Source organism: Streptomyces sp. NPDC028289 (assembly GCF_055565975.1).
The window spans coordinates 135178-154095 of sequence record NZ_JBVHTI010000012.1 but is presented as its reverse complement, the minus strand read 5'-3'; the positions used below and the strand labels follow the sequence as shown (position 1 = coordinate 154095).

The 18918-nt window shown below is 72.5% G+C and carries 15 protein-coding genes and 1 pseudogene; 8 read left to right on the top strand and 8 right to left on the bottom strand.

All coding sequences use genetic code 11. The annotated features are described in order from the left end of the window. Positions 1–42 precede the first annotated feature (42 nt). A complete protein-coding gene (locus ACZ4UV_RS47135; RefSeq protein WP_451023172.1) occupies positions 43–735 on the top strand; it encodes a glycerophosphodiester phosphodiesterase in 693 nt (230 codons plus the stop codon). Positions 736–911: 176 nt separating this feature from the next. Here the strand turns inward: ACZ4UV_RS47135 and ACZ4UV_RS47130 are convergent, their stop codons facing one another. Then, on the bottom strand, positions 912–2600 hold the full coding sequence (locus ACZ4UV_RS47130) for an RNA polymerase sigma factor (protein ID WP_451016964.1): 1689 nt from the start codon (positions 2598–2600) through the stop codon (positions 912–914). A gap of 403 nt (positions 2601–3003) precedes the next feature. On the opposite strand from ACZ4UV_RS47130, the gene ACZ4UV_RS47125 reads away from it, so the two are divergent. The 6 genes from ACZ4UV_RS47125 (at position 3004) to ACZ4UV_RS47100 (ending at position 9641) form a co-directional block, all read left to right on the top strand. Further along, on the top strand, positions 3004–3933 hold the full coding sequence (locus ACZ4UV_RS47125; RefSeq protein ID WP_467847738.1) for an ABC transporter ATP-binding protein: 930 nt from the start codon (positions 3004–3006) through the stop codon (positions 3931–3933). Further along, positions 3933–4757 (top strand): ABC transporter permease, encoded by an 825-nt coding sequence (locus ACZ4UV_RS47120; protein ID WP_451016965.1) that lies wholly within the window; start codon positions 3933–3935, stop codon positions 4755–4757. Before ACZ4UV_RS47125 ends, ACZ4UV_RS47120 begins: the two co-directional genes overlap by 1 nt. 49 nt (positions 4758–4806) lie before the next feature. Further along, positions 4807–6150, top strand: coding sequence for a sensor histidine kinase (locus tag ACZ4UV_RS47115; protein ID WP_467847734.1), 1344 nt, complete (start codon positions 4807–4809; stop codon positions 6148–6150). Beyond that, complete coding sequence (locus ACZ4UV_RS47110; RefSeq protein ID WP_451016967.1) at positions 6147–6806, top strand: response regulator; 660 nt, start codon at positions 6147–6149, stop codon at positions 6804–6806. The genes ACZ4UV_RS47115 and ACZ4UV_RS47110 overlap by 4 nt, the downstream gene beginning before the upstream one ends. 79 nt (positions 6807–6885) lie before the next feature. Further along, positions 6886–7614 (top strand): LuxR C-terminal-related transcriptional regulator, encoded by a 729-nt coding sequence (locus ACZ4UV_RS47105; RefSeq protein ID WP_467847727.1) that lies wholly within the window; start codon positions 6886–6888, stop codon positions 7612–7614. 323 nt (positions 7615–7937) lie between these two features. After that, the gene (locus tag ACZ4UV_RS47100; RefSeq protein WP_451016969.1) at positions 7938–9641 is read left to right on the top strand and encodes an NAD-dependent malic enzyme; all 1704 of its coding nucleotides are present in this window, start codon (positions 7938–7940) and stop codon (positions 9639–9641) included. Positions 9642–9817: 176 nt separating this feature from the next. On the opposite strand, the gene ACZ4UV_RS47095 is transcribed toward ACZ4UV_RS47100, so the two are convergent. Both ACZ4UV_RS47095 and ACZ4UV_RS47090 read right to left on the bottom strand, forming a co-directional pair. Next, positions 9818–10342, bottom strand: a complete 525-nt coding sequence (locus tag ACZ4UV_RS47095) for a DUF3291 domain-containing protein (protein ID WP_390040987.1) — start codon at positions 10340–10342, stop codon at positions 9818–9820. Positions 10343–10389: 47 nt separating this feature from the next. Then, complete coding sequence (locus tag ACZ4UV_RS47090; protein WP_451016970.1) at positions 10390–11097, bottom strand: helix-turn-helix transcriptional regulator; 708 nt, start codon at positions 11095–11097, stop codon at positions 10390–10392. Between the two features lie 553 nt (positions 11098–11650). Between ACZ4UV_RS47090 and ACZ4UV_RS47085 the strand changes: the two genes are divergently transcribed. Then, positions 11651–12538: a sugar phosphate isomerase/epimerase family protein gene (locus tag ACZ4UV_RS47085; protein WP_390040984.1), complete on the top strand. Its 888-nt coding sequence runs from the start codon at positions 11651–11653 to the stop codon at positions 12536–12538. A gap of 359 nt (positions 12539–12897) precedes the next feature. On the opposite strand, the pseudogene ACZ4UV_RS47080 reads toward ACZ4UV_RS47085, so the two are convergent. The 5 genes and pseudogenes from ACZ4UV_RS47080 to ACZ4UV_RS47060 all read right to left on the bottom strand — a co-directional run. Further along, positions 12898–13089: pseudogene (locus tag ACZ4UV_RS47080) on the bottom strand (NAD(P)H-binding protein); the annotation flags it as partial. A gap of 250 nt (positions 13090–13339) precedes the next feature. Further along, positions 13340–15193, bottom strand: a complete 1854-nt coding sequence (locus ACZ4UV_RS47075; protein ID WP_467847721.1) for an RICIN domain-containing protein — start codon at positions 15191–15193, stop codon at positions 13340–13342. Between the two features lie 71 nt (positions 15194–15264). Further along, positions 15265–16995: an amylo-alpha-1,6-glucosidase gene (locus ACZ4UV_RS47070; RefSeq protein ID WP_467847718.1), complete on the bottom strand. Its 1731-nt coding sequence runs from the start codon at positions 16993–16995 to the stop codon at positions 15265–15267. An 82-nt stretch (positions 16996–17077) separates the two neighbouring features. Further along, the gene (locus ACZ4UV_RS47065) at positions 17078–17875 is read right to left on the bottom strand and encodes a carbohydrate ABC transporter permease (RefSeq protein ID WP_451016973.1); all 798 of its coding nucleotides are present in this window, start codon (positions 17873–17875) and stop codon (positions 17078–17080) included. 23 nt (positions 17876–17898) lie between these two features. Beyond that, a complete protein-coding gene (locus tag ACZ4UV_RS47060) occupies positions 17899–18909 on the bottom strand; it encodes a carbohydrate ABC transporter permease (protein ID WP_451016974.1) in 1011 nt (336 codons plus the stop codon). Positions 18910–18918: the final 9 nt, after the last annotated feature.

The window sequence follows — 18918 nt, the reverse complement described above, 5'->3', positions numbered from 1 at the left end:
AACCTCTGCGGAACCCCTGCCGGGCCCTGCGAACATGGACCCATGCAGACCGTGACCGCCGTGGCCCACCGCGGCGACCCCTACCGCTTCCGCGAGAACACGCTCGACTCCCTGCGTTCCGCGCTCCATCGGGGCGCGGACGCGGTGGAGACCGACGTACGGCTCACCCGTGACGGCGTTCCCGTCCTCCTGCACGACAACACGCTCAAGCGGCTGTGGGAACACGACCGCCCGCTGCGCTCCCTGTCGGCGGACGAGGTGTGGGGCCTCACCGCGGGCGGTGTCCCGACCCTCGCCGAGGCGCTGGCGGCGACGGAGGGCAGCCGGGTGATGCTCGACCTGCCCGGGGAGCCGGGCGAGCGGGCGGTGGCGCGGATCGTGGCCGTGGCCCGGGAGTGCGACGCGACGGACCGCGTCTACTACACGGGGGACGCCGTCACGATGCTGGCGGTCCGGGCGGCCGACCCGTCCGCCGAGATCGCCCTGACCCGCAAGAGCCTGGCCCCGACCCGCCCCGCGCTCCTGGACGTGATCCGCCCGCGCTACCTGAACTACCGCTTCAGCCTGCTCGATCCCGAACTGGTCGAGCACATCCACCACACCGGTTACCTGGTCTCCTGCTGGACCCCGGACACCCGCCGCTCGATGCGCCGCCTGCTGAAGATGGGCGTCGACTCCATCACGACAAACAGGGTCGGGCTTCTCAACACCCTGCGCGAAAGTGCGCCCCTTTAGGGGCGCGGGGAACTACGCGCCCAGCCCCGACCGGCCCGCACCAGACGCTCGGCGAAGTGCCGGGACATGCCGTCTGCCGTCCGCCGTCTGCCGCACCGTCGTGGCCGGTCGCGCAGTTCCTCCCCCAGCCTCCGGCCGGGGGTACCCCCGGCGCCCCTGACGGTCGCCGGGCCCGCTCAGACCCGCGATCTCTGCCCCACCGTCGCCGGATCACTGGGCACCGACCTCGTCACGTACTGCGGAACCGGCGCCGCGTCCGTCCCGTCGTCCCGCACCAGCCCGTACCGGATCGCGCCCTCCGGAGGCCCGTACAGCACGTCCTTCTCCACCGCGTCCCAGGACGACGGGAAGACGCTCACCCCGTAGTCGGCTCCGCGTTCGTTCACCGTGAACGTGACGCTGCCGTCGACGTAGTAGTACTCGTTCTGCCACATCTGCTGCGCGCCGGCGGGCAGCACGGCGTACCCGGTCGAGGAGCTGCCCATCCCCGTCGCGGACGTGTCCGTCGTACTCACCCGGTCGTCCATGCGCCGCCCGCCGGCCGAGGCCACATGGAAGATCTTCCCCTTCAGCCCGGTCCAGGACGGCATGACCAGGCTCCCGGCCCGGTACTGCGGTGAGATCTGCCAGCGGACCAGCACATAGCCCTGTCCGCTGAGCGTCACGCCGTCCCCGCGGTGGTTCAGCACCGCGTGCGCCCCGCCGCTGCTGGTGATCCCGCCCTCCGGCCGGTGCGGCAGCGCACCGGGCTTCGCGTCCGGGTCCGGCGCCGTGTCGACCGCGTCGACGACCGAGCCGTAGACCGCCGCGCCCGCCGAAGCCGACGGGGACGCAGACGGCGGGGTGGAAGGGGACGGCGAGGGAGTGGTCACCGGCGCCTGCGGTACCGCACGTGAGACGGCCGCCGTCGGCGACACTGCGGTCCGCGGTGCCGGGTCGTGCGGTGTCTGTACGACGACGTACGCGCCGCCCGCCACGATCGTCGCCCCGGCGGTCACCGCCACGGCCGGCTTGGTCAGCGCACCGAGCACCTTCGCCGACCACCCGGCGGACGTCGCGGCGGTGGCCGCCACCGCCGTCTTGCCGCCGAGCGCCAGCGACAGCGTGAAGCCGACCGGCACCGGGACCAGGGCGATCCCGACCAGCAGCCGCTCCGCCGGTACGACGGAGTCGCGGGTGTCGCCGCAGTAGCCGCAGCCGCGGATGTGCCGGGCCAGCCGCTTGCGCCAGACGGAGTCGGGCCGCCCGTCCCAGCGGCCGGTCAGCTCGCGCAGCCCGGGGCAGGCCCCGTCCAGCGCGCGCACGATCCCCCGCGAGGTCTCCAGCCGCTCCTTCATCCGCTGGACGCGGACGGCGGCGTGCTGCCGGCTGATGCCGACGGCCGCCGCCAGTTCGCGTCGGGTGAGTTCGCCGGAGACCTCCAGCCACCACAGCGACACCAGCTGCCGGTCCTCGGCGTCCAGCCAGCGCACGGCCTCCGCGACCTCCCGCCGCTGGCCCTCCAACTGGAGTCGCAGCACGGTCAGTTCGGCGAAGTCGGCGGTGCCGTCCGGGACCGCCTCGTCCAGTTTCCGGTCCTGCCTGCGGCGCGCCCGGTCCCGGATCTGCCGCATGGCGATGGCCACCAGCCAGGACCGGAAGCTGTCCGGGTCGCGCAGGGTGCCGAGGTTGTCGACGGCGCGCAGCATGGTCTCCTGGACGACGTCGTCGACGTCGGCGTGGCCGTTGAGGGCACGGCCGACCACGTTGTAGACCAACGGCAGCCAGCCCGCGACCAGTTCGTCCAGGGCGCGCCGGTCGCCGGCCTGCGCGGCCGCGACCGTGGCCCGCCACTGCCGTGACACCGGCACGTCCGTCGTCCTCATAACCGCACCCTCTCAGCCGGGGCGGTGGCCTTGGCAATGTCGGGGATCACAGTGTGGAGACGGAGTGTGGAGTTCCGGGATAACACTTTTTCGCCTTGCCGGGGCCCGGGACCTGGGCCGGACCCTCGTCTGCTCCGTCGACGCGACCGACGCGAGGGGCGAGGACACCGACCCGGTCGCCCAGCCGACAGCGCCGGCCGCGGTCAAACAGGCCAGGCCGGGGGGCGGGCGGCCGGGTGCCGTCCGCCGCGGTGAGTACATCGCTCTGGTACCCCGGTACCACTCACCGGCCGAAGATTCCCCCGGGGTCCCAGGGCCTGCGGCCCGCCCGCTCCTACCTTCGACAGCGGACACCGCGCCGGGACCGGCCGCGGCCGAGTGCGAGACAGGAAGGCCCAGCTCCATGATCGAAGCGCGTGAACTGACCAAGCGCTACGGCGACAAGACCGTCGTCGACCGTCTGAGCTTCACCGTGAAGCCGGGCGAGGTGACCGGCTTCCTCGGCCCGAACGGCGCGGGCAAGTCCACCACCATGCGGATGATCGTCGGCCTGGACGCCCCCACGCACGGGTCGGTCACCGTCAACGGCCGTTCCTACGACCGGCACTCGGCGCCCCTGCAGGAGATCGGCACTCTCCTGGAGGCCAAGTCCGTCCACCCGGGCCGCAGCGCGGTCAACCACCTGATGGCGCTCGCGTACACGCACGGCATCCCGCGCAGCCGGGTCGACGAGGTGATCGAGCTGGCCGGGCTGACGAGCGTGGCCGGCAAGCGGGTCGGCGCGTTCTCGCTCGGCATGGGCCAGCGGCTCGGCATCGCCTCCGCGCTGCTCGGCGACCCGGCGATCGTGATGCTCGACGAACCGGTCAACGGCCTCGACCCCGAGGGCGTCCTCTGGGTCCGCAACCTGCTGCGGCAACTGGCCGACGAGGGGCGGGCCGTGATGCTCTCCTCGCACCTGATGAGCGAGACCGCGCTGATCGCCGACCACCTGGTGATCATCGGCCGGGGCCGGCTGCTCGCGGACACCACGGTCGACGACTTCACCCGGGAGGCGGGCGGCGGTGGCGTGAAGGTCGTCACCGGCGAGCCCGCGAAGCTGCGCTCGCTGCTGGCCGGTCCCGACGTCACGATCACCTCCTCGTCCGCCGAGGAGCTGCTGGTCGCGGGCCGGGACGCCCGGGAGATCGGCACGATCGCCGCGCTGCACGGCGTACCGCTGTACGAACTCACCCCGCAGGCCGTCTCCCTGGAGACGGCGTTCATGGACCTCACCCGGGACGTGGTCGAGTACCAGAGCGCTCCGGCCGGCACCGCACGAAAGGCCGCCTGATGACCGTCACCCCCATCGCCCCCGCCCGCCCGGCCGCGTACAAGGTCACCGGCGCCCGGGTGCTGCGTTCGGAGTGGGCCAAGTTCTGGTCGTTGCGCTCCAGTTGGATCACCCTCTCGGTCGCCGTGTTCCTGCTGGTCCTGTTCGGGACGATCGCCGGCTACACCTACACCGCGGGCGCCGCGGCGGGCGGCCCGCCCGGCCAAAGCAGCGGCGACAGCGACGCGGTCAGCCTGGCCCTGACCGGCGTGACGTTCGCGTCGCTGGCCGTGGGCGTGCTCGGGGTGCTGCTGTCAGCGGGCGAGTACAGCACCGGGATGGTCCGCTCCACGCTCACCGCCGTCCCGCGCCGCCTGCCGGTGCTGTGGGCGAAGGCCGTCGTGATCGGCCCGATCGCCCTGGTCCTCACCACGGTCGGCGCGCTGGCCGCGTTCGGGCTCGGCGCACCCGGCCTGGACGGCGAGAAGATCTCCCTGTCGCTCGGCGACGACGGGGTGCTGCGCAGCCTGGCCGGGGCGGGCCTCTACCTCGGTCTGGTCGCCGTCTTCGGTGTGGCCCTGGGCGTGCTGCTGCGCAACTCCGCAGGGGCCATCGCCTCCCTGGTCGGCATCCTGCTCATCCTGCCCGGGCTGGCCTCGCTGCTGCCCGACTCCTGGTACGACACCCTCAGCCCCTACTTCCCGAGCAACGCGGGCCAGGCGGTCTACGCGCTGCACCAGTCCTCCGACGCCCTCTCGCCCGGCGCGGGCATCGCCGTCTTCGCCGGCTGGGTGGCGCTGGCCCTGGCCGGGGCGGCGTACCGGCTGGTCAGGACCGACGTCTGACCCCGGCCCGGCAGACGAGGCACATCTGGAACCGAGGACAATGGTCGGCATGAGTCCGCCGCACCGCGCGGCAGCCGCCGGGGACACCGCCCGGGGGACGGCGAGCACGCCGTCCCCCGGGTTCGACGCGGCCTGGGCGCATCCGCTGCTGGGCCGGATGCTGCGCGACCGCAGCCGCAGGCGGCAGCTGGACCGGCGGCATCCGTGGCTGCTCGACACCGCGACGGTGCTGTTCATGGTGCTGGTCAGCCTGCCCGACCTGCTGATGGTCGACCACGGGCCCCCCTTGGGGGACGAGGTCGCCCGGGACGCGCTGCCGCCCGGCGTCCTGTACGCCCTCGTCGCCGCGCTGGTGGTACCGCTGTGGTGGCGCCGCCGGGCTCCCGCCGCCGTGTACTTCACCATCCTCGCCGTGAACCTGGCCGAGTGGTCGGCGGGGGTCTGGCTGCGGGCGGGCACCGCCACGCTCGTCGCCCTCTACACGCTGGCCCGCCACGGCTCCCTGCGGGTGCTGGGCTGGGCGGTCGGGCTGACGGTCGGCGCGCTCGGTCTGGGCGCCTACGGCCTGGCGCCGGTCGACCATCCGCTGCTCGGCGCCTTCTTCCTGCTGGGCACGCTGACCGCGGCGGTCGCCGTCGGCCTGACCGTCCGTATCCGGGGGCTGTACCTGGCGGCCCTGGAGGACCGGGCCCGGCAACTGGAGATCGAACAGGAGCAGCGGGTACGGCTCACCGCCGCCGCCGAACGCTCCCGGGTCGCCCGGGAGATGCACGACATCGTCGGCCACAACCTCTCCGTGATGGTCAGCGTCGCCGACGGCGCGGCGGTCCTCGCCGGCAGCCGCGGCGAGCGGTCCGCGGAGGCCCTGCGGATCCTCGGCGACACCGGCCGGCAGGCGATGAGCGAACTGCGCCGGGTCCTCGGCGTGCTGCGCGAGGGCGCCGACGACGAGCGTCCGCTCGCGCCGCAGCCCGGCATCCGGGACCTGGACCCGCTGCTGGCCCGGGTCCGGGCGGCGGGGCTGCCGGTGACGTACCGGACGACGGGCGACCCGGACGCGCTGGGCGACGGTGTCCAGCTCACCGTCTACCGGATCGTCCAGGAGGCGCTGACCAACACCCTCAAGCACGCCGGGCCCGGCACGTCCGCCGAGGTGACGGTCACCGTGGCGGCGGGTGAGGTGCGGGTCCGGGTCGCGGACACCGGCGCGGCGCCGGAGCCGTCCGAGGGCACCGGCGGCGCCACCGGGCACGGCCTGGTCGGTATCCGGCAGCGGGCCGCGATGTACGGCGGCACGGTCGTCGCAGGGCCGCGCGAGGGCGGCCCCGGCTGGCTGGTCGACGTCGCCCTCGACGTACCCTCCGCGGCACCGGCTTCGGGAGAGAACCTGTGACGACCGTACTCATCGCCGACGACCAGCCCCTCCAGCGGATGGGCGTGCGGATGCTGCTGGAGGGCACCCCCGGTCTGGAGCCGGTCGGCGAGGCCGAGCACGGCGCGGCGGCCGTCCGGCTCGCCGCCGAGCTGAGGCCCGACGTCGTCCTCATGGACATCCGGATGCCCGGCATGGACGGCCTGGAGGCGACCCGGCGGATCGTCGCCACCGGCGGCCGCACCCGCGTCCTCATCGTGACCACCTTCGACCTCGACGAATACGCGTACGACGCGCTGCGCGCCGGGGCCGGCGGCTTCCTGCTCAAGGACGCCCGCCCGGAGGAGCTGGTCGCGGGCATCCACGCGGTGGCGAGCGGCGACGCCGTGGTGGCGCCCTCGCTGACCCGGCGCCTCCTGGACGCCTACGCCCACCGGGTCCTGGCGCCCGCTTCCCCGGTCGAGGACCCCCGGCTGCGCTCGCTGACCGACCGGGAGCGCGAGGTGCTGGTCGCCATCGGCCACGGCTGGAACAACACGGAGATCGCCGAGCGCCTCGTCCTCACGGAGTCGACCGTGAAGAAGCACGTCGGCCGGGTCCTCGCCAAGATCGGGGCGCGCGACCGGATCCAGGCCGTGATCGCGGCGTACGACGCCGGACTGGTCCGGGCCAAGTAGTCGGACCCCCCTCTCCCGGTGCGGCGGTCCCAGGCGTAGCATGTGAACGAAACAGTTTCGTTCACGGAACGGACCTCGCATGGAGAAGACAGGCACGGTCTCCGTACTCGTCGTCAACGACCAATCCCTCCAGCGCCTCGCCCTGCGCATGCTCCTCACCGCCGAGCCCGGGCTGACGGTCGTCGGGGAGGCGGCGGACAGGGACGAGGCGATCCGTGCGAGCGCCGCGCTCCGCCCCGACGTCGTCCTCATGGACAGCCAGCTGTCCCGGGCGGACGCCATCGACACCATCCGGCGCATCGCCCGCCCCGCTGCCCGGACCCGCACCCCCTCCCCCGGCTTCAGCGGCGAGCCCGCGGCCGCCCCCCGCGGCTCCCGGGTCCTGATGCTGACCGCGGCCGAGCAGGAGGCGGACGCCTGGGCGGCCCTGCGAGCGGGCGCCGGCGGCTTCCTGCTCAACGACGCCGACCCGGCCGAACTGACCGCGGCGATCCGGGTGGTGGCCGCCGGCGCCGCCGTCATCACGCCCGGTCTGACCCGGGCGCTCATCGACGCCGTCCGCCAGCAGCACACCGTCCGCCCGCTCCCCCGCACCTCGGGGCTCGGCACCCTCACCGGGCGCGAACGCGACGTCCTGATCGCGGTGGCCTCCGGGTGGACCAACGCCGAGATCGCGCAGTGGCTGTCCATCGCCCCGACCACCGTGAAGACCCACGTCAGCAACGTCCTCGCGAAGATCGGCGCCCGCGCCCGGGTGCAGGCGGTGGCCTTCGCCTACGAGTCGGGGCTGATCCGGCCGGCGGCCTGAGCCGCGGAAGGCGGCGGCTCAAGCGGGTCCGACGGATTCCGCCGCGGTTCGGCAGCGCCCGGAAGGGGCGCGGGGCCGTACTCATATGCGGCTCCGCCGCGTGGGCACGACCAGCCACGGCGGCCCCGCAGACGGCAGACGGCAGACGGCAGACGGCAGACGGCAGACGGCGTATCGCGGCACCTCCAGCGACCCGCCGTGGCTGACCGGCGGCCGGGGCCGGGGCCGGGGCCGGGGCACGGTCGGCACGAGTTCCCCGGAAGCGACCCGGAGCGTCCCGCACGCGATCCTGGAAGCGATACGGAAACGCCAAGGAGCCGATCATGACGACCCAGTGGAATTCCGGCGAGGGGCGCATCGAGACCACCGCCCGAGGCCGTGCCGTGCTCTCCCAGCCCCGCCTCAACCGGGGCACCGCCTTCACTCCCGAGGAGCGGCGGATGCTGGGCCTGGTGGGCCTGGTGCCGCCGGCGGTGCTGACCCTGGAGCAGCAGGCCGAGCGGGCGTACCAGCAGTACGCGGCACAGCCGACGGACCTGGCCAGGAACGTCAACCTCACCGCGCTGCACGACCGCAACCAGGTGCTCTTCTACCGCCTGCTCTGCGACCACCTCGACGAGATGCTGCCCATCGTCTACACCCCGACGGTCGGCAAGGCGATCCAGCGCTACAGCAACGAGTACCGGCGTCCGGCCGGCGTGTACCTGTCGGTGCACGCCCCGGAGGAGATCGAGGGCGCGCTCACGGCCGCCGGTCCGGGCCCGGACGACGTGGACCTGATCGTCGCCACGGACGGCGAGGCGATCCTCGGCATCGGCGACTGGGGGGTGGGCGGCATCGACATCTCGGTGGGCAAGCTCGCCGTCTACACCGCCGCCGCCGGCATCGACCCGAACCGCACCCTCGCGGTCATGCTGGACGTCGGCACCAACCGCCAGGAGCTCCTCGACAACCCGCTCTACCTCGGCAACCGGCACCCGCGCGTGGACCGGGAGACGTACGACGCCTTCATCGACGCCTACGTCACCACCGCCCGCCGGCTCTTCCCGCACGCCCTGCTGCACTGGGAGGACTTCGGCCCCGCCAACGCCCGCCGCATCCTGGAGCGTTACCGCCCGACCGAGTTCACCTTCAACGACGACGTGCAGGGCACCGGTGCCGTCAACCTCGCCGCCGTGCTCTCCGGGGTGAAGGCCAGCGGCACCCCGCTGCGCGACCACCGGGTCGTGATCTTCGGCGCGGGCACCGCCGGCATCGGCATCGCCGACCAGCTGCGGGACGCCATGGCCGCCGACGGCCTGACCGCGGCGGAGGCCACCTCCCGCATCTACGGCGTCGACCGTCACGGCCTGCTCACCGAGGACCAGCAGGACCTGCGCGACTTCCAGGTCCGCTACGCCCGCCCGGCCGCCGAGGTCGCCGGCTGGCAGCGGGACGAGAAGGTGGGCGGCATCGCGCTCGCCGAGGTCGTCGCACGGGTCCGGCCGACGGTCCTGATCGGCACCTCCGGGCAGGGCGGCTCCTTCACCGAGGAGATCGTCCGTACGATGGCCGCCCACGCCGAACGGCCGATCATCCTGCCGATGTCCAACCCGACGGACCTGGCCGAGGCGGTCCCCGCCGACCTGCTGGCCTGGACCGACGGCCACGCCCTGATCGCCACCGGCAGCCCGTTCCGCCCGGTCGAGCGGGACGGGGTCCGGTACCTGATCGGGCAGGCCAACAACGCGCTGGTATTTCCGGGCCTCGGCCTGGGCGCGATCGTCGCCCGGGCCACCCGGGTCACCGACGGCATGCTGGTCGCCGCCGCGCACGCCGTGGCCGGGCAGACCGAGGCCGACGGCCCCGGCGCGCCGATCCTGCCCCTCACCGACCAGCTGCGCGAGACCTCGGTGGCGGTCGCCGTGGCGGTGGCCCGCGCCGCGGCCGCCGACGGGGTGGCCGGCACGACCGTCGACGACTCCGTCGAGAAACGCGTCCGGGCCGCCATGTGGCAGCCGGTCTACCCGCCCGTCAAGGCCGTCTGACCCGGCCCCGCGGCGCCTCCCCCCGGCTACCGGATCCCGGGACCGGGGCCATGCCGCTCGTCTCCGCGGTCATCGCCGCGTTCTGCCTGCTGACGGTGGTGTGCCCGGCGCTGCCGGGTGAGACCGGCCGCGCGGGTCTCACCCGGCACGGGCACGGACGTCCCGGCACACGCCCCTCACCCGCGCCCGGCGGGAGCGGTACGGACGTCCGCTCCCGGGCGCGGTGCGAGGGCGGCCGCGGCCTCGTCCGCGGAGTAGGCGGAGGCGAAGGTGAAGGCGCGCGCCGAGGGTCCGTGTGCGCGGAGGTCGGCCAGCCGTTCCAGGGCCTCGCCGGTGCTCGGAAGGTGACCGGCGGGGACCCACCAGAGCACCATGTGCGCCTCGACGTGCCGCTCGAACCACTCGCGCCGGCGCCGCAGGACGTCCAGGTGCTCGCTGCGGTAGGTGAAGCCCCACAGCGTCTCCTGGGTCTCCCACACCGTCAGGTTGACGATGACGTCCTCGCCCGCCGGGCGCAGGGCGGTGGCGTCGTCCGCCCCTTCCTCCACGAGCCGCCACACGAAGCCGGGCGCTTCGTCGGCGGCGGCGTTGACCGTGTCGAGCATCTCGACGAACGGCGCCATGCGCGGGTCGTCGAGGGGGAAGCGGAGCGTGGCGACGTTCAGCTGGGCGAGGTGGGCTGCGTACGCGGATGCGGTCATGGCCTCATACCAGCACGCACCCCCTTCTATGTCAATCTACGTTGTTTTTAGAGTTCTTCGTCAGCAGCCTCCACCACCACGCAGCACTCGCCCGGCCGGGCGGCCATGCGGGCCCGGACCGCACCGCCGGTACCGAGCAGCCCCTCCAGCAGGGCGAGGTTCATCCCGCAGACGAGCGGCGGGAAGCGTTCGGCGACGGCATGGAAAGGGCAGTTGCGCATCCGGACGACGGCCGCGGCCCCGGCGCCCGCGGCTTCCCCCGCGCCCCCGACGCCCTCCGCGGCCCCGGCGGCCTCCAGGTGCGGTTCGTAACCGCGGGCCGCGAGCGTCTCCATGGCCTCTTCGAGGCCGCCACAGGGTGGCGCCGAGCCCCGCAGGGCCTCGCCGCGACGGCGTGCGGCCGCACAGAGCCCGGCATCCAGCCCCGCCTGCTCGGCGGCTTCGGCGAGCAGCTCGGCGGCGGTGCGGTAGTCGCGGGCGGGCAGCGACACCGCCCGCTCCTCCCGGGCCCGCGTGTACACCTTGGCCGGCCGGCCCGCGCCCGGTCCCGAGCGCCCGGTCAGCCGCCGGCTGCCGGTGTCGAGCAGCCCGGCCTCGGCCAGCCTGTCCAGATGGTGCGCGGCGAGCGTGCGTGCCACCCCGGTCGCCTCGGCGGCCTCGTTACGGCCGACCTCGCGGCCCTGCGCGGCCACGTACTCGTACAGCCGACGTCGCACCGGATCCTGCAACGCCGCGATCGCGTCGATGTCGTTCACCCGGCCATTCTAGGAACAACACAGGTTGGAGATAGAGCGGGCCGGGTGTGGACGAGCTCCGTCGCCATCAGACCGCGGACGACGCGTGGCCGGGACACGCACGGCCGGGACACCCCATGGCGGCGGGCCGCGCGATGACGGGCAAATGACGGTCCCGATGATGGCCAATTGAGGGATTCGGGGGCTTCACCAAATCCCATCCCGACCCTAGCGTTGCGACCACGTGAACGGGCTGGCCGTTGACGTTGCGCGACCGGTCGGCGCGTCGGCCACGGCCGCGTTCCGACAGTTTCCTGAACGGGGAGGGCGATGGCGCCCGTGGAGTTGCCGGTCGACGGCCGGAGGCGGAGCCGCGGTGCGGCCGGGGCCGCCGGGTCCAGCCGGGAGCCGCGCCGCCCCTCGGACGACGGACCGGCCGCCCGCTCTTCCACCACCCGGACGCCCTCCGCACCCGCCCCCGGACGGGTATGACGCACCCGGCGACGACTCCGGTCCTCGTCGACGCCGCCCCAGGCGTCGCCGCCCCCCACTGGAACCACCGAAAGGCCACGGCATGACCACCCCACAGCAGAACCGGATCGCCGGCGCGCCCATCTCCTGGGGCGTGTGCGAAGTGCCCGGCTGGGGCTACCAGTTGACGCCCGAGCGGGTGCTGAAGGAGATGCGCGAGGTCGGCCTGGCCGCCACCGAGTTCGGCCCCGACGGGTTCCTGCCCGCCGCCCCGGAGGCGATGGCCCGCGTCCTGGCCGACCACGACCTGCACGCCGTCGGCGGCTTCACCCCGCTGCTGCTGCACGTCCCGGGCCACGACCCGCTGCCCGAGGCGGAACAGCTCCTGGCGAACTACGCCGCCTCGGACGCGGAGGTCCTCGTCCTGTCCGCCATCACCGGCCAGGACGGCTACGACTCCCGCCCCGAACTCGACGCCGACGGCTGGAAGCTGCTCCTGTCCAACCTCGACCGGCTGACCGCGCTGGCCGCCGAGCGCGGGGTACGGGCCGTTCTGCACCCGCACGTCGGCACGATGATCGAGAACGGCGACGAGGTCCGCCGGGTCCTGGAGGACTCGTCGATCTCCCTCTGTCTGGACACCGGCCACCTGCTCATCGGCGGCACCGACCCGGCGGAGCTGACCCGGCAGGCCCCCGAGCGGATCGCGCACACCCACATGAAGGACGTGGACGCCTCCCTCGCCGCCAAGGTCCAGTCCGGCCGCCTGACCTACACCGACGCCGTCCGCGCCGGCATGTACCGCCCGCTGGGCGCCGGAGACGTCGACGTCCAGGCCATCGTCACCCACCTCACCAGCCGCGGCTACGACGGCTGGTACGTCCTCGAACAGGACACCATCCTCACCGCGGAACCCAAGGAGAAGGGCCCGGTCGAGGACGTGTGGGCCAGCGCCGAACACCTGCGCTCGGTACTGCGCGGCGCCGCGTAGCCCCGCAGGCGCACCGCGGCGCGGGCGGGCGGTGGATCCGCTGGATCCCGGAAGGCACCAGGGGGCCTGGGCCGGGACGGACGAGGCGAGGGGCGGACGAGGCACATGCACACCGAGGATCTGCTGGCCACCTGCTGGACCACGGCCGGCGCCGCCGACCCGGCCGGCGCCGACCAGCGCAGTCCGCTCGGCCTCCGGGAGCGGGCCGAGGCGGCGAGCGCGGCCGGGTTCCGCCGCCCATGTGCAGGATGCGGGGCCCGGCCGGGGGCGAGGGACCGCCCGGCGGAGGCGACGGACGCCACGGCATCGGTGTACAGGCGCGCATCGGGTCCGCCGACGGTCAGCACCAGCGCGTCGGCGTCCTTGCCCAGGTCGGCGACCGTCCCGGCATCGGTGACGTCGCCGGACACCAGCCGCACCCCGCCGGGCACCGAAGCGATCCGGGAGAGGTCCCGGGCCACCGCGGTGACCTCGTGACCACGGGCGGCGGCCTCGGCGACGACACGGGAGCCGGCCTTTCCGGCGGCTCCGAACACCACGATCCTGCTCATCGTCCTTGCCCAACTTCGGCAAGTTCTTCACCCGCCACACCGGCACGACACCGGGCGCCTTCCGCCGCACCCACCACGCCGCGCAGTGAGCGGCCGTATCCAGGCGTCGACTCGATCCACCTGCCGGTTCAGGCCGTACGAGGCGGTCAGCAGCATCTTCTCGGCGAGGTCCCCGCAGGGCGAACGCGTTGCCGAGTTCGCCGAACGGCAACAGGCGAGGCGCGTGTGGCCGTGACGGGGCTGCCGGCTGTCAGGCTTTGCCGAGCAGGCGCCAGATCTGGTTCTTCTTGGTGCTCAGCGCGCTCGCCGGATCGCAGGTCCACTGGTGGATCAGCGCGCCGGCCGTGGTGGAGACGTTACTGACGTCGACGCACTTGCCGCTGTGGACGGCGACGATCTGGTAGTCCTTGCCGTTGCCGAGCGCGGTGACGGGGTCGAGGGTGAACTGCTGGTTGGTCCCGCCGTTGCAGGTGTACTGGATGACGGAGGCGCCGTCGGCGGTGGAGGCGCCGGAGACATCGAGGCACTTGCCGCTCAGCTCGTCGACCACGGTGTAGGTGTTGGTCTTGCCGCTGACCGGCCTGAGGTCGAGCATCTGCTGGTAGCCGCCCTCGCAGTAGTACTGCTGGTACGGGGTGCTGTTGGCGGTGCTCAGGTTGGTGTCGTCCAGGCACTGGCCGCTGTTCTCGCTGACCGCGACCGTGGGGATGGTGGTGTTGGAGGGGGGGAGGAGGGTGACGGTGTAGCCGTCCTTGGCGTTGCTCCAGGGGATGTTGACCGAGGCGGCATTGTTGCCGACGCTCAGCGTGGTGTCGGCGATCGTCTCGGGGCCGGCGACCGCGGCGCCGTTGTTGTACGGGACGCGCTGCACCACCGCGCGCACCTGACCGTTCTCCACCACCGACGTGGTGTTCAGGCCGGTCAGCTTGACGGTGACGGTACCGGTGTTGCCGCTGCTGCCGAGGAGGATCTTGGCGTTCGCGGCGGCGTTGTCCTTGGTGGCCAGGCCGTCAGTGCCGGTCCCGGGGACCAGGTTGACGATGCTGCCGCTCTGGGAGCCGTAGTAGCGGTACATGAACCACTCACCCAGCGGCAGGTACTGGCCGGCGCTGTTCTTCGTGAGCAGGTTGGCCTCGTCGTCGTGAAGGCCGGTGCCGGAGGCCCAGTTCCCACGAAGGCCGTCGGCACCGGCCCGTTCCAGGCGGCCGATGAACCAGGCGCCGCCCCCGGGGGACTGCATGGACAGGGTGGCGTACTCGTTGATCTGGTAGGGGCGGGTGTTGGTGAGTCCGGCGGCGGCGAGGGTGGAGTTGGCACGGCCGACGTCGGTGGCGGGGTCGCCCGGCTCGTCGTGCCAGCTGTAGATGTCCGGGGCGACGTTGTTGGCCTTGATGTAGTTCAGGTAGGTCGTCCACCAGGTGTTGGACGAGTTCGGCTGGCCGGCGATGCTGGGGCCGACGATGAGCTGGTTCGGGAAAGCGGCCCGGACCCGGGCGTAGAAGCGCGACCACATCTGCAGGTACTGGGCTTGCGAGGGCTTCCAGAACCCGGCGCCGTCGGGCTCGTTCCACAGGTCCCACTGGACCGTCATGTTGTTGGCTTTGACGTCGCCTATGAGCTGGGTGACGAAGTTGTCGAACTGGGTCCAGTCGCCGTTGTCGCCAGGCCAGCCCTGAGTGGTAGTACCGTCCGCGCCCCACAGGTCGTGCGGCAGCAGCACGAACGTGCCGCCGAGGGCAGCGGTCCGCTTGTACTGGGCCAGGGTCGAGTTCCAGCGGGTCTGGTAGTCGGCGAGACTGGTGGCGTAGCCACCGCTGTTGAGCTGGGCGCCGCCGGCCCGCATGAAGTGCCACTTGATGTCCTTGAAGAAGTGGTCCTGCGGGAGTGAGCCGTCCGGCGTCAACCCGTAGATCATTCCGGAGGCGTGGTAGGTGGGCGCGACTCCGGCGGTGGCGAAGTCGACGGTGACGCCGGTGTCGGCGGCCTGGGAGGGAGCGGCGGGCACCAGGGTCGAGGCCAGGGCAGCCGTGAGGACGGCGAAGGTCGACACTGCCCGGCGTCTGGTGCGGGGCCCGGTTCCGGGGAGCGTTGCGGGTGACTTCATTGTGCGGCTCCTGGGGAGGGGAGGAAGCACCGGGACCTCGGGGGCCCCGGGGCTGTGCGGACGACGGCCGGTCAGCGGCCGTCTCGGTGCGCGTGCGCTTCCGCGAGCAGGAGGTAACTGCTGGCGGTCCAGGTGTAGGCGCGGTCACGCAGACCCGTTCCGGTGAGTGCGTCGAAGTTCTCGGCGAAGCCGTGAATCTCGCACAAGGCGCGGAAGCGGGCGCTGATGTCGTCGGCCAGGCGGTGGTGGCCGGCGCGGCGCAGGCCGTCCTCGACGAGGATGGTGGCGGGTGCCCAGATGGGGCCGCGCCAGTAGCCGTCGGCGAGGTAGTGCGGCGAGGTGGTCAGTTCGGTGGCCAGGCCGTGCGGCGTGAGATGAGCCTTGATGCGGTCGGCGAGCGCAATGCCGACCTCGGCGGGGAGGTGCTCGCCCAGCACGATGGGCATCAGGTCGAGGAGGCTGGTGCTGCTCCAGGTCGCCCCGGTGCCGACCCCGCGGGTGACGAAACGGTCGCCGGTCCAAAGCTGCTCGAACAGCGCGGCCTGGATGCCCTCGGCCGTACGAGTCCACCGCCCCGCCTCTTCCGTCCTGCCCACTTCTTCTGCCAGATCGGCGAGTTCGTGCAGCTGCAGGACGAGGAACGCGGCCAGGTCGGCGCTGACGACCACTCGCTCGGGGTCGAAGGTGGTGGCGTTGTCCCATCCGCTGTCGTTGCCGTGCTGGTAGTAGGGGAGTTCGTCAGCGGGGGCACGCCTGGCTGTGAGCCAGAAGTTCGTCCAGCCCTCCAACCGCTCGTAGGTCTCGAGCAGTTCGGCCTGGCTTGGTGGCGTCGGCAGGCGACGGCGCAGGTGGCCCAAGGCCCAGCCGTGAATGGGTGGCTTGACGAAGTTGTGCAGGACCTCGGAGTGGGTGACGGAGTCGGGCAGAGCGCCGGTGGCGTCCTGGTGGTCGAAGGGCAGGTGGAACTGGTCCCAACCCAGTTCCGGCCGGCCCGACGTCAGAGCAAGGGCGTTGAAGCAGTGGTCCCAGCTCCAGACCTTGTCCATCCAGTGCTTGGACATCAGTACGGCGGGCCGGGTGACGAGCCCTGTCGGCCGTACGGTCGCCGACCAGATGACGTAGGCGGCGAGTTCGGCTGCCGGGGTGGCGGCCGAGCGCCAGGGTGCCACCGCGTCGACGAAGCTCGCGAACGCGCCCCGTGCGGTCTCCACGATGTCGTCGAAGGTGGCCGAGGTCGCGTACCGCGGGCGGGCAGTGTCGAGTTCCTCGATCGCGATCTCCCAGGGCCCGTCCGCCGTGACCGCGACGCCGCGGTCGGCGCTGCCCAGGGCCTGGGTTCCGGTGGTCTCGGCGATGGTTCCGGACAACAGGGTCACGCGGTAGCGGCGCCCGGTCTCGTACGAGGTGAACACGTGGGCGCCCGCCGCCGGGTCGTGGAAGAGGTACGTGCCGCTGAATGGCGTCAGGGTGCGAGCGGCGGCGAACACGCCGATACCCAGGCCGCTTCCCCGCAACCGCACGGTGTCCGGCGACTCGTAGGCGAGGTCGACGCGCCCGCTCTCGCCGATCCAGCTCAGCAGGCCCGGTGCAGCCGCGACACGGGTCTCGGCGCGGTCGCCCGTCGTCGGGTCCGAAGGGACCAGGCGCAAGACGCCGTGCATGCCGTTCTGGTGCGAGACGAGGTGCAGGTCCTCGGCATACGTCTTCTCCGCGATCACGGGAGATATGTCGAACCATGATCCGTACGTGCTGAACGGGATGTCGTGGACGGAGAATGCCGGGCCGGGTCGGGCGGCGGTCATGTGGCGTGACTCGTTTCTTGGGCAGGGGGCAGCGACCGGACGACGCACGAGAGGGTCGGCCGGCGTGGCAGGGGCGGGCGGCTCAGTCCTTGACGGCGCCGGCGGTCACGCCTGCGGCGACGTAGCGCTGGGCGAGGACGAGGATGACGGCGGCCGGCAGGGAGGCGACGACGGCGGTGGCCATGATGGCGTTCCACTGCTGGTTGTTGTTGCCGATGTAGTGGTAGATGCCGAGGGTGATCGGCTCGTGGGCGCCGCCGTTGACAAGGGTGCTGGCGAAGACGAAGTCGGACCAGGACCACAGGAACGCGAACAGGGACACCGTGACGACGGCGTTGCGGCTGATCGGCAGAACGATGGACCAGAACGTACGCAGCGGCCCGGCCCCGTCGGTCGTGGCGGCCTGGAGGAGTTCGCCGGGGATGCCGGACATGAACGCGGTGAAGATGAGGACGCCGAAGGGGACGGCCAGGGTGGAGTCGGCGACGATCAGGCCGGGGACCGACTGGAGCAGGCCGAGCTGGAGGTAGATGGCGTAGAAGCCCATCGCCATGATGATGCCGGGGATCATCTGGGCGGCCAGCAGGACGAAGTTGAGGATGCCGCCGCCGCGCGGGCGCAGTGTGGCCAGGGCGTAGCCGGCGGGGGCGGACAGGGCCACGGTCAGAGCGACGGTGCCCAGTCCGATGACGAGGCTGGTGCCGAGGTAGGGCAACTGCTCGTCGAGCACGGTGCGGTAGCCGGCCAGGGTGCCGTGCAGCGGCAGCAGGTCCGGCGGGCTCTTGCGCATGTCCTGGTCGCGGGTGAGGGAGACGTTGACCATCCAGTAGACCGGGAAGAGCATGATCGCGGTCAGCAGGACGCCGATCGTGGTCTTCATCCGTGTATGCCTGCGGCTTCGGCTCATGACAGCGCCTGCTTTCTCTGCACCCGGACGTAGACCAGGCCGAAGACAAGGGCGGCGACCACGAGCAGGTTGCCGACGGCCGCGCCGGGGCCGAAGGCCGGCAGGAGGTTGCCGAAGCCGAGCTGGTAGGACCAGGTGGCGAAGGTCGTGGAGGAGTCGGCCGGGCCGCCCTTCGTCATGATCCAGATGATGTCGAAGACCTTGAGCGTGTAGACCAGGCCGAGCAGCAGGGTGATCGCCGACACCGGGCGCAACAGCGGGAAGGTGATGCTCCAGAAGCGCCGCCAGGCGCCCGCTCCGTCGATCGCGGCCGCCTCGTACAGGCCGGCTGGGATGGACTGCAGGCCGCTGTACAGCACGACCAGGTTGAACGGGACACCGATCCAGACGTTCGCGATGATGACCGAGGTCAGCGACCAGGACGGTGAGGTCAGCCAGTTGACCGGCCCGATGCCGACGGCGTGCAGGGTGGCGTTGACGACGCCCGACTCGCTGTTGAGCATCCAGGACCAGGTGGAGGCCGAGACGATCAGCGGCAGCAGCCAGGGCACGAGGAACAGGGCGCGGAGCGTGGCCGAGAGCCGGAAGTTCTGGTTGAAGAAGACCGCGAGGGCGAGTCCGATGGCGTACTGGAAGACGAGGCATACGGCGGTGAAGACCGCGGTGTGGAGCAGGGCGGGGGCGAAGGTCGGATCGTCGAAGACCTTGCGATAGTTGGCCAGCCCGGTGAAGGGGGCGTCGCCCTGGACGAAGGAGCGGACGGTGTAGTCGCGCAGGCTCAGGTCGAGGTTGCGGTAGAGGGGATAGGCGTAGAAGAGGCCGAGGTAGAGGATCACCGGGGCGAGGAACCCCCAGGCGGCCCTCCCCCAGGCTCCGCCCGGGGGGACCCCCAGGGTGGAGGTGGGCAGGCGGCGTCCCGGGCTGCGCGCCGGGGGCGGGGCGACGTCCGCCGCCCCGCCCGGGACGCCCGCGGACCGGTGGTCCGGCGGATGTGTGGTCTGCTTCATCGGGCTCAC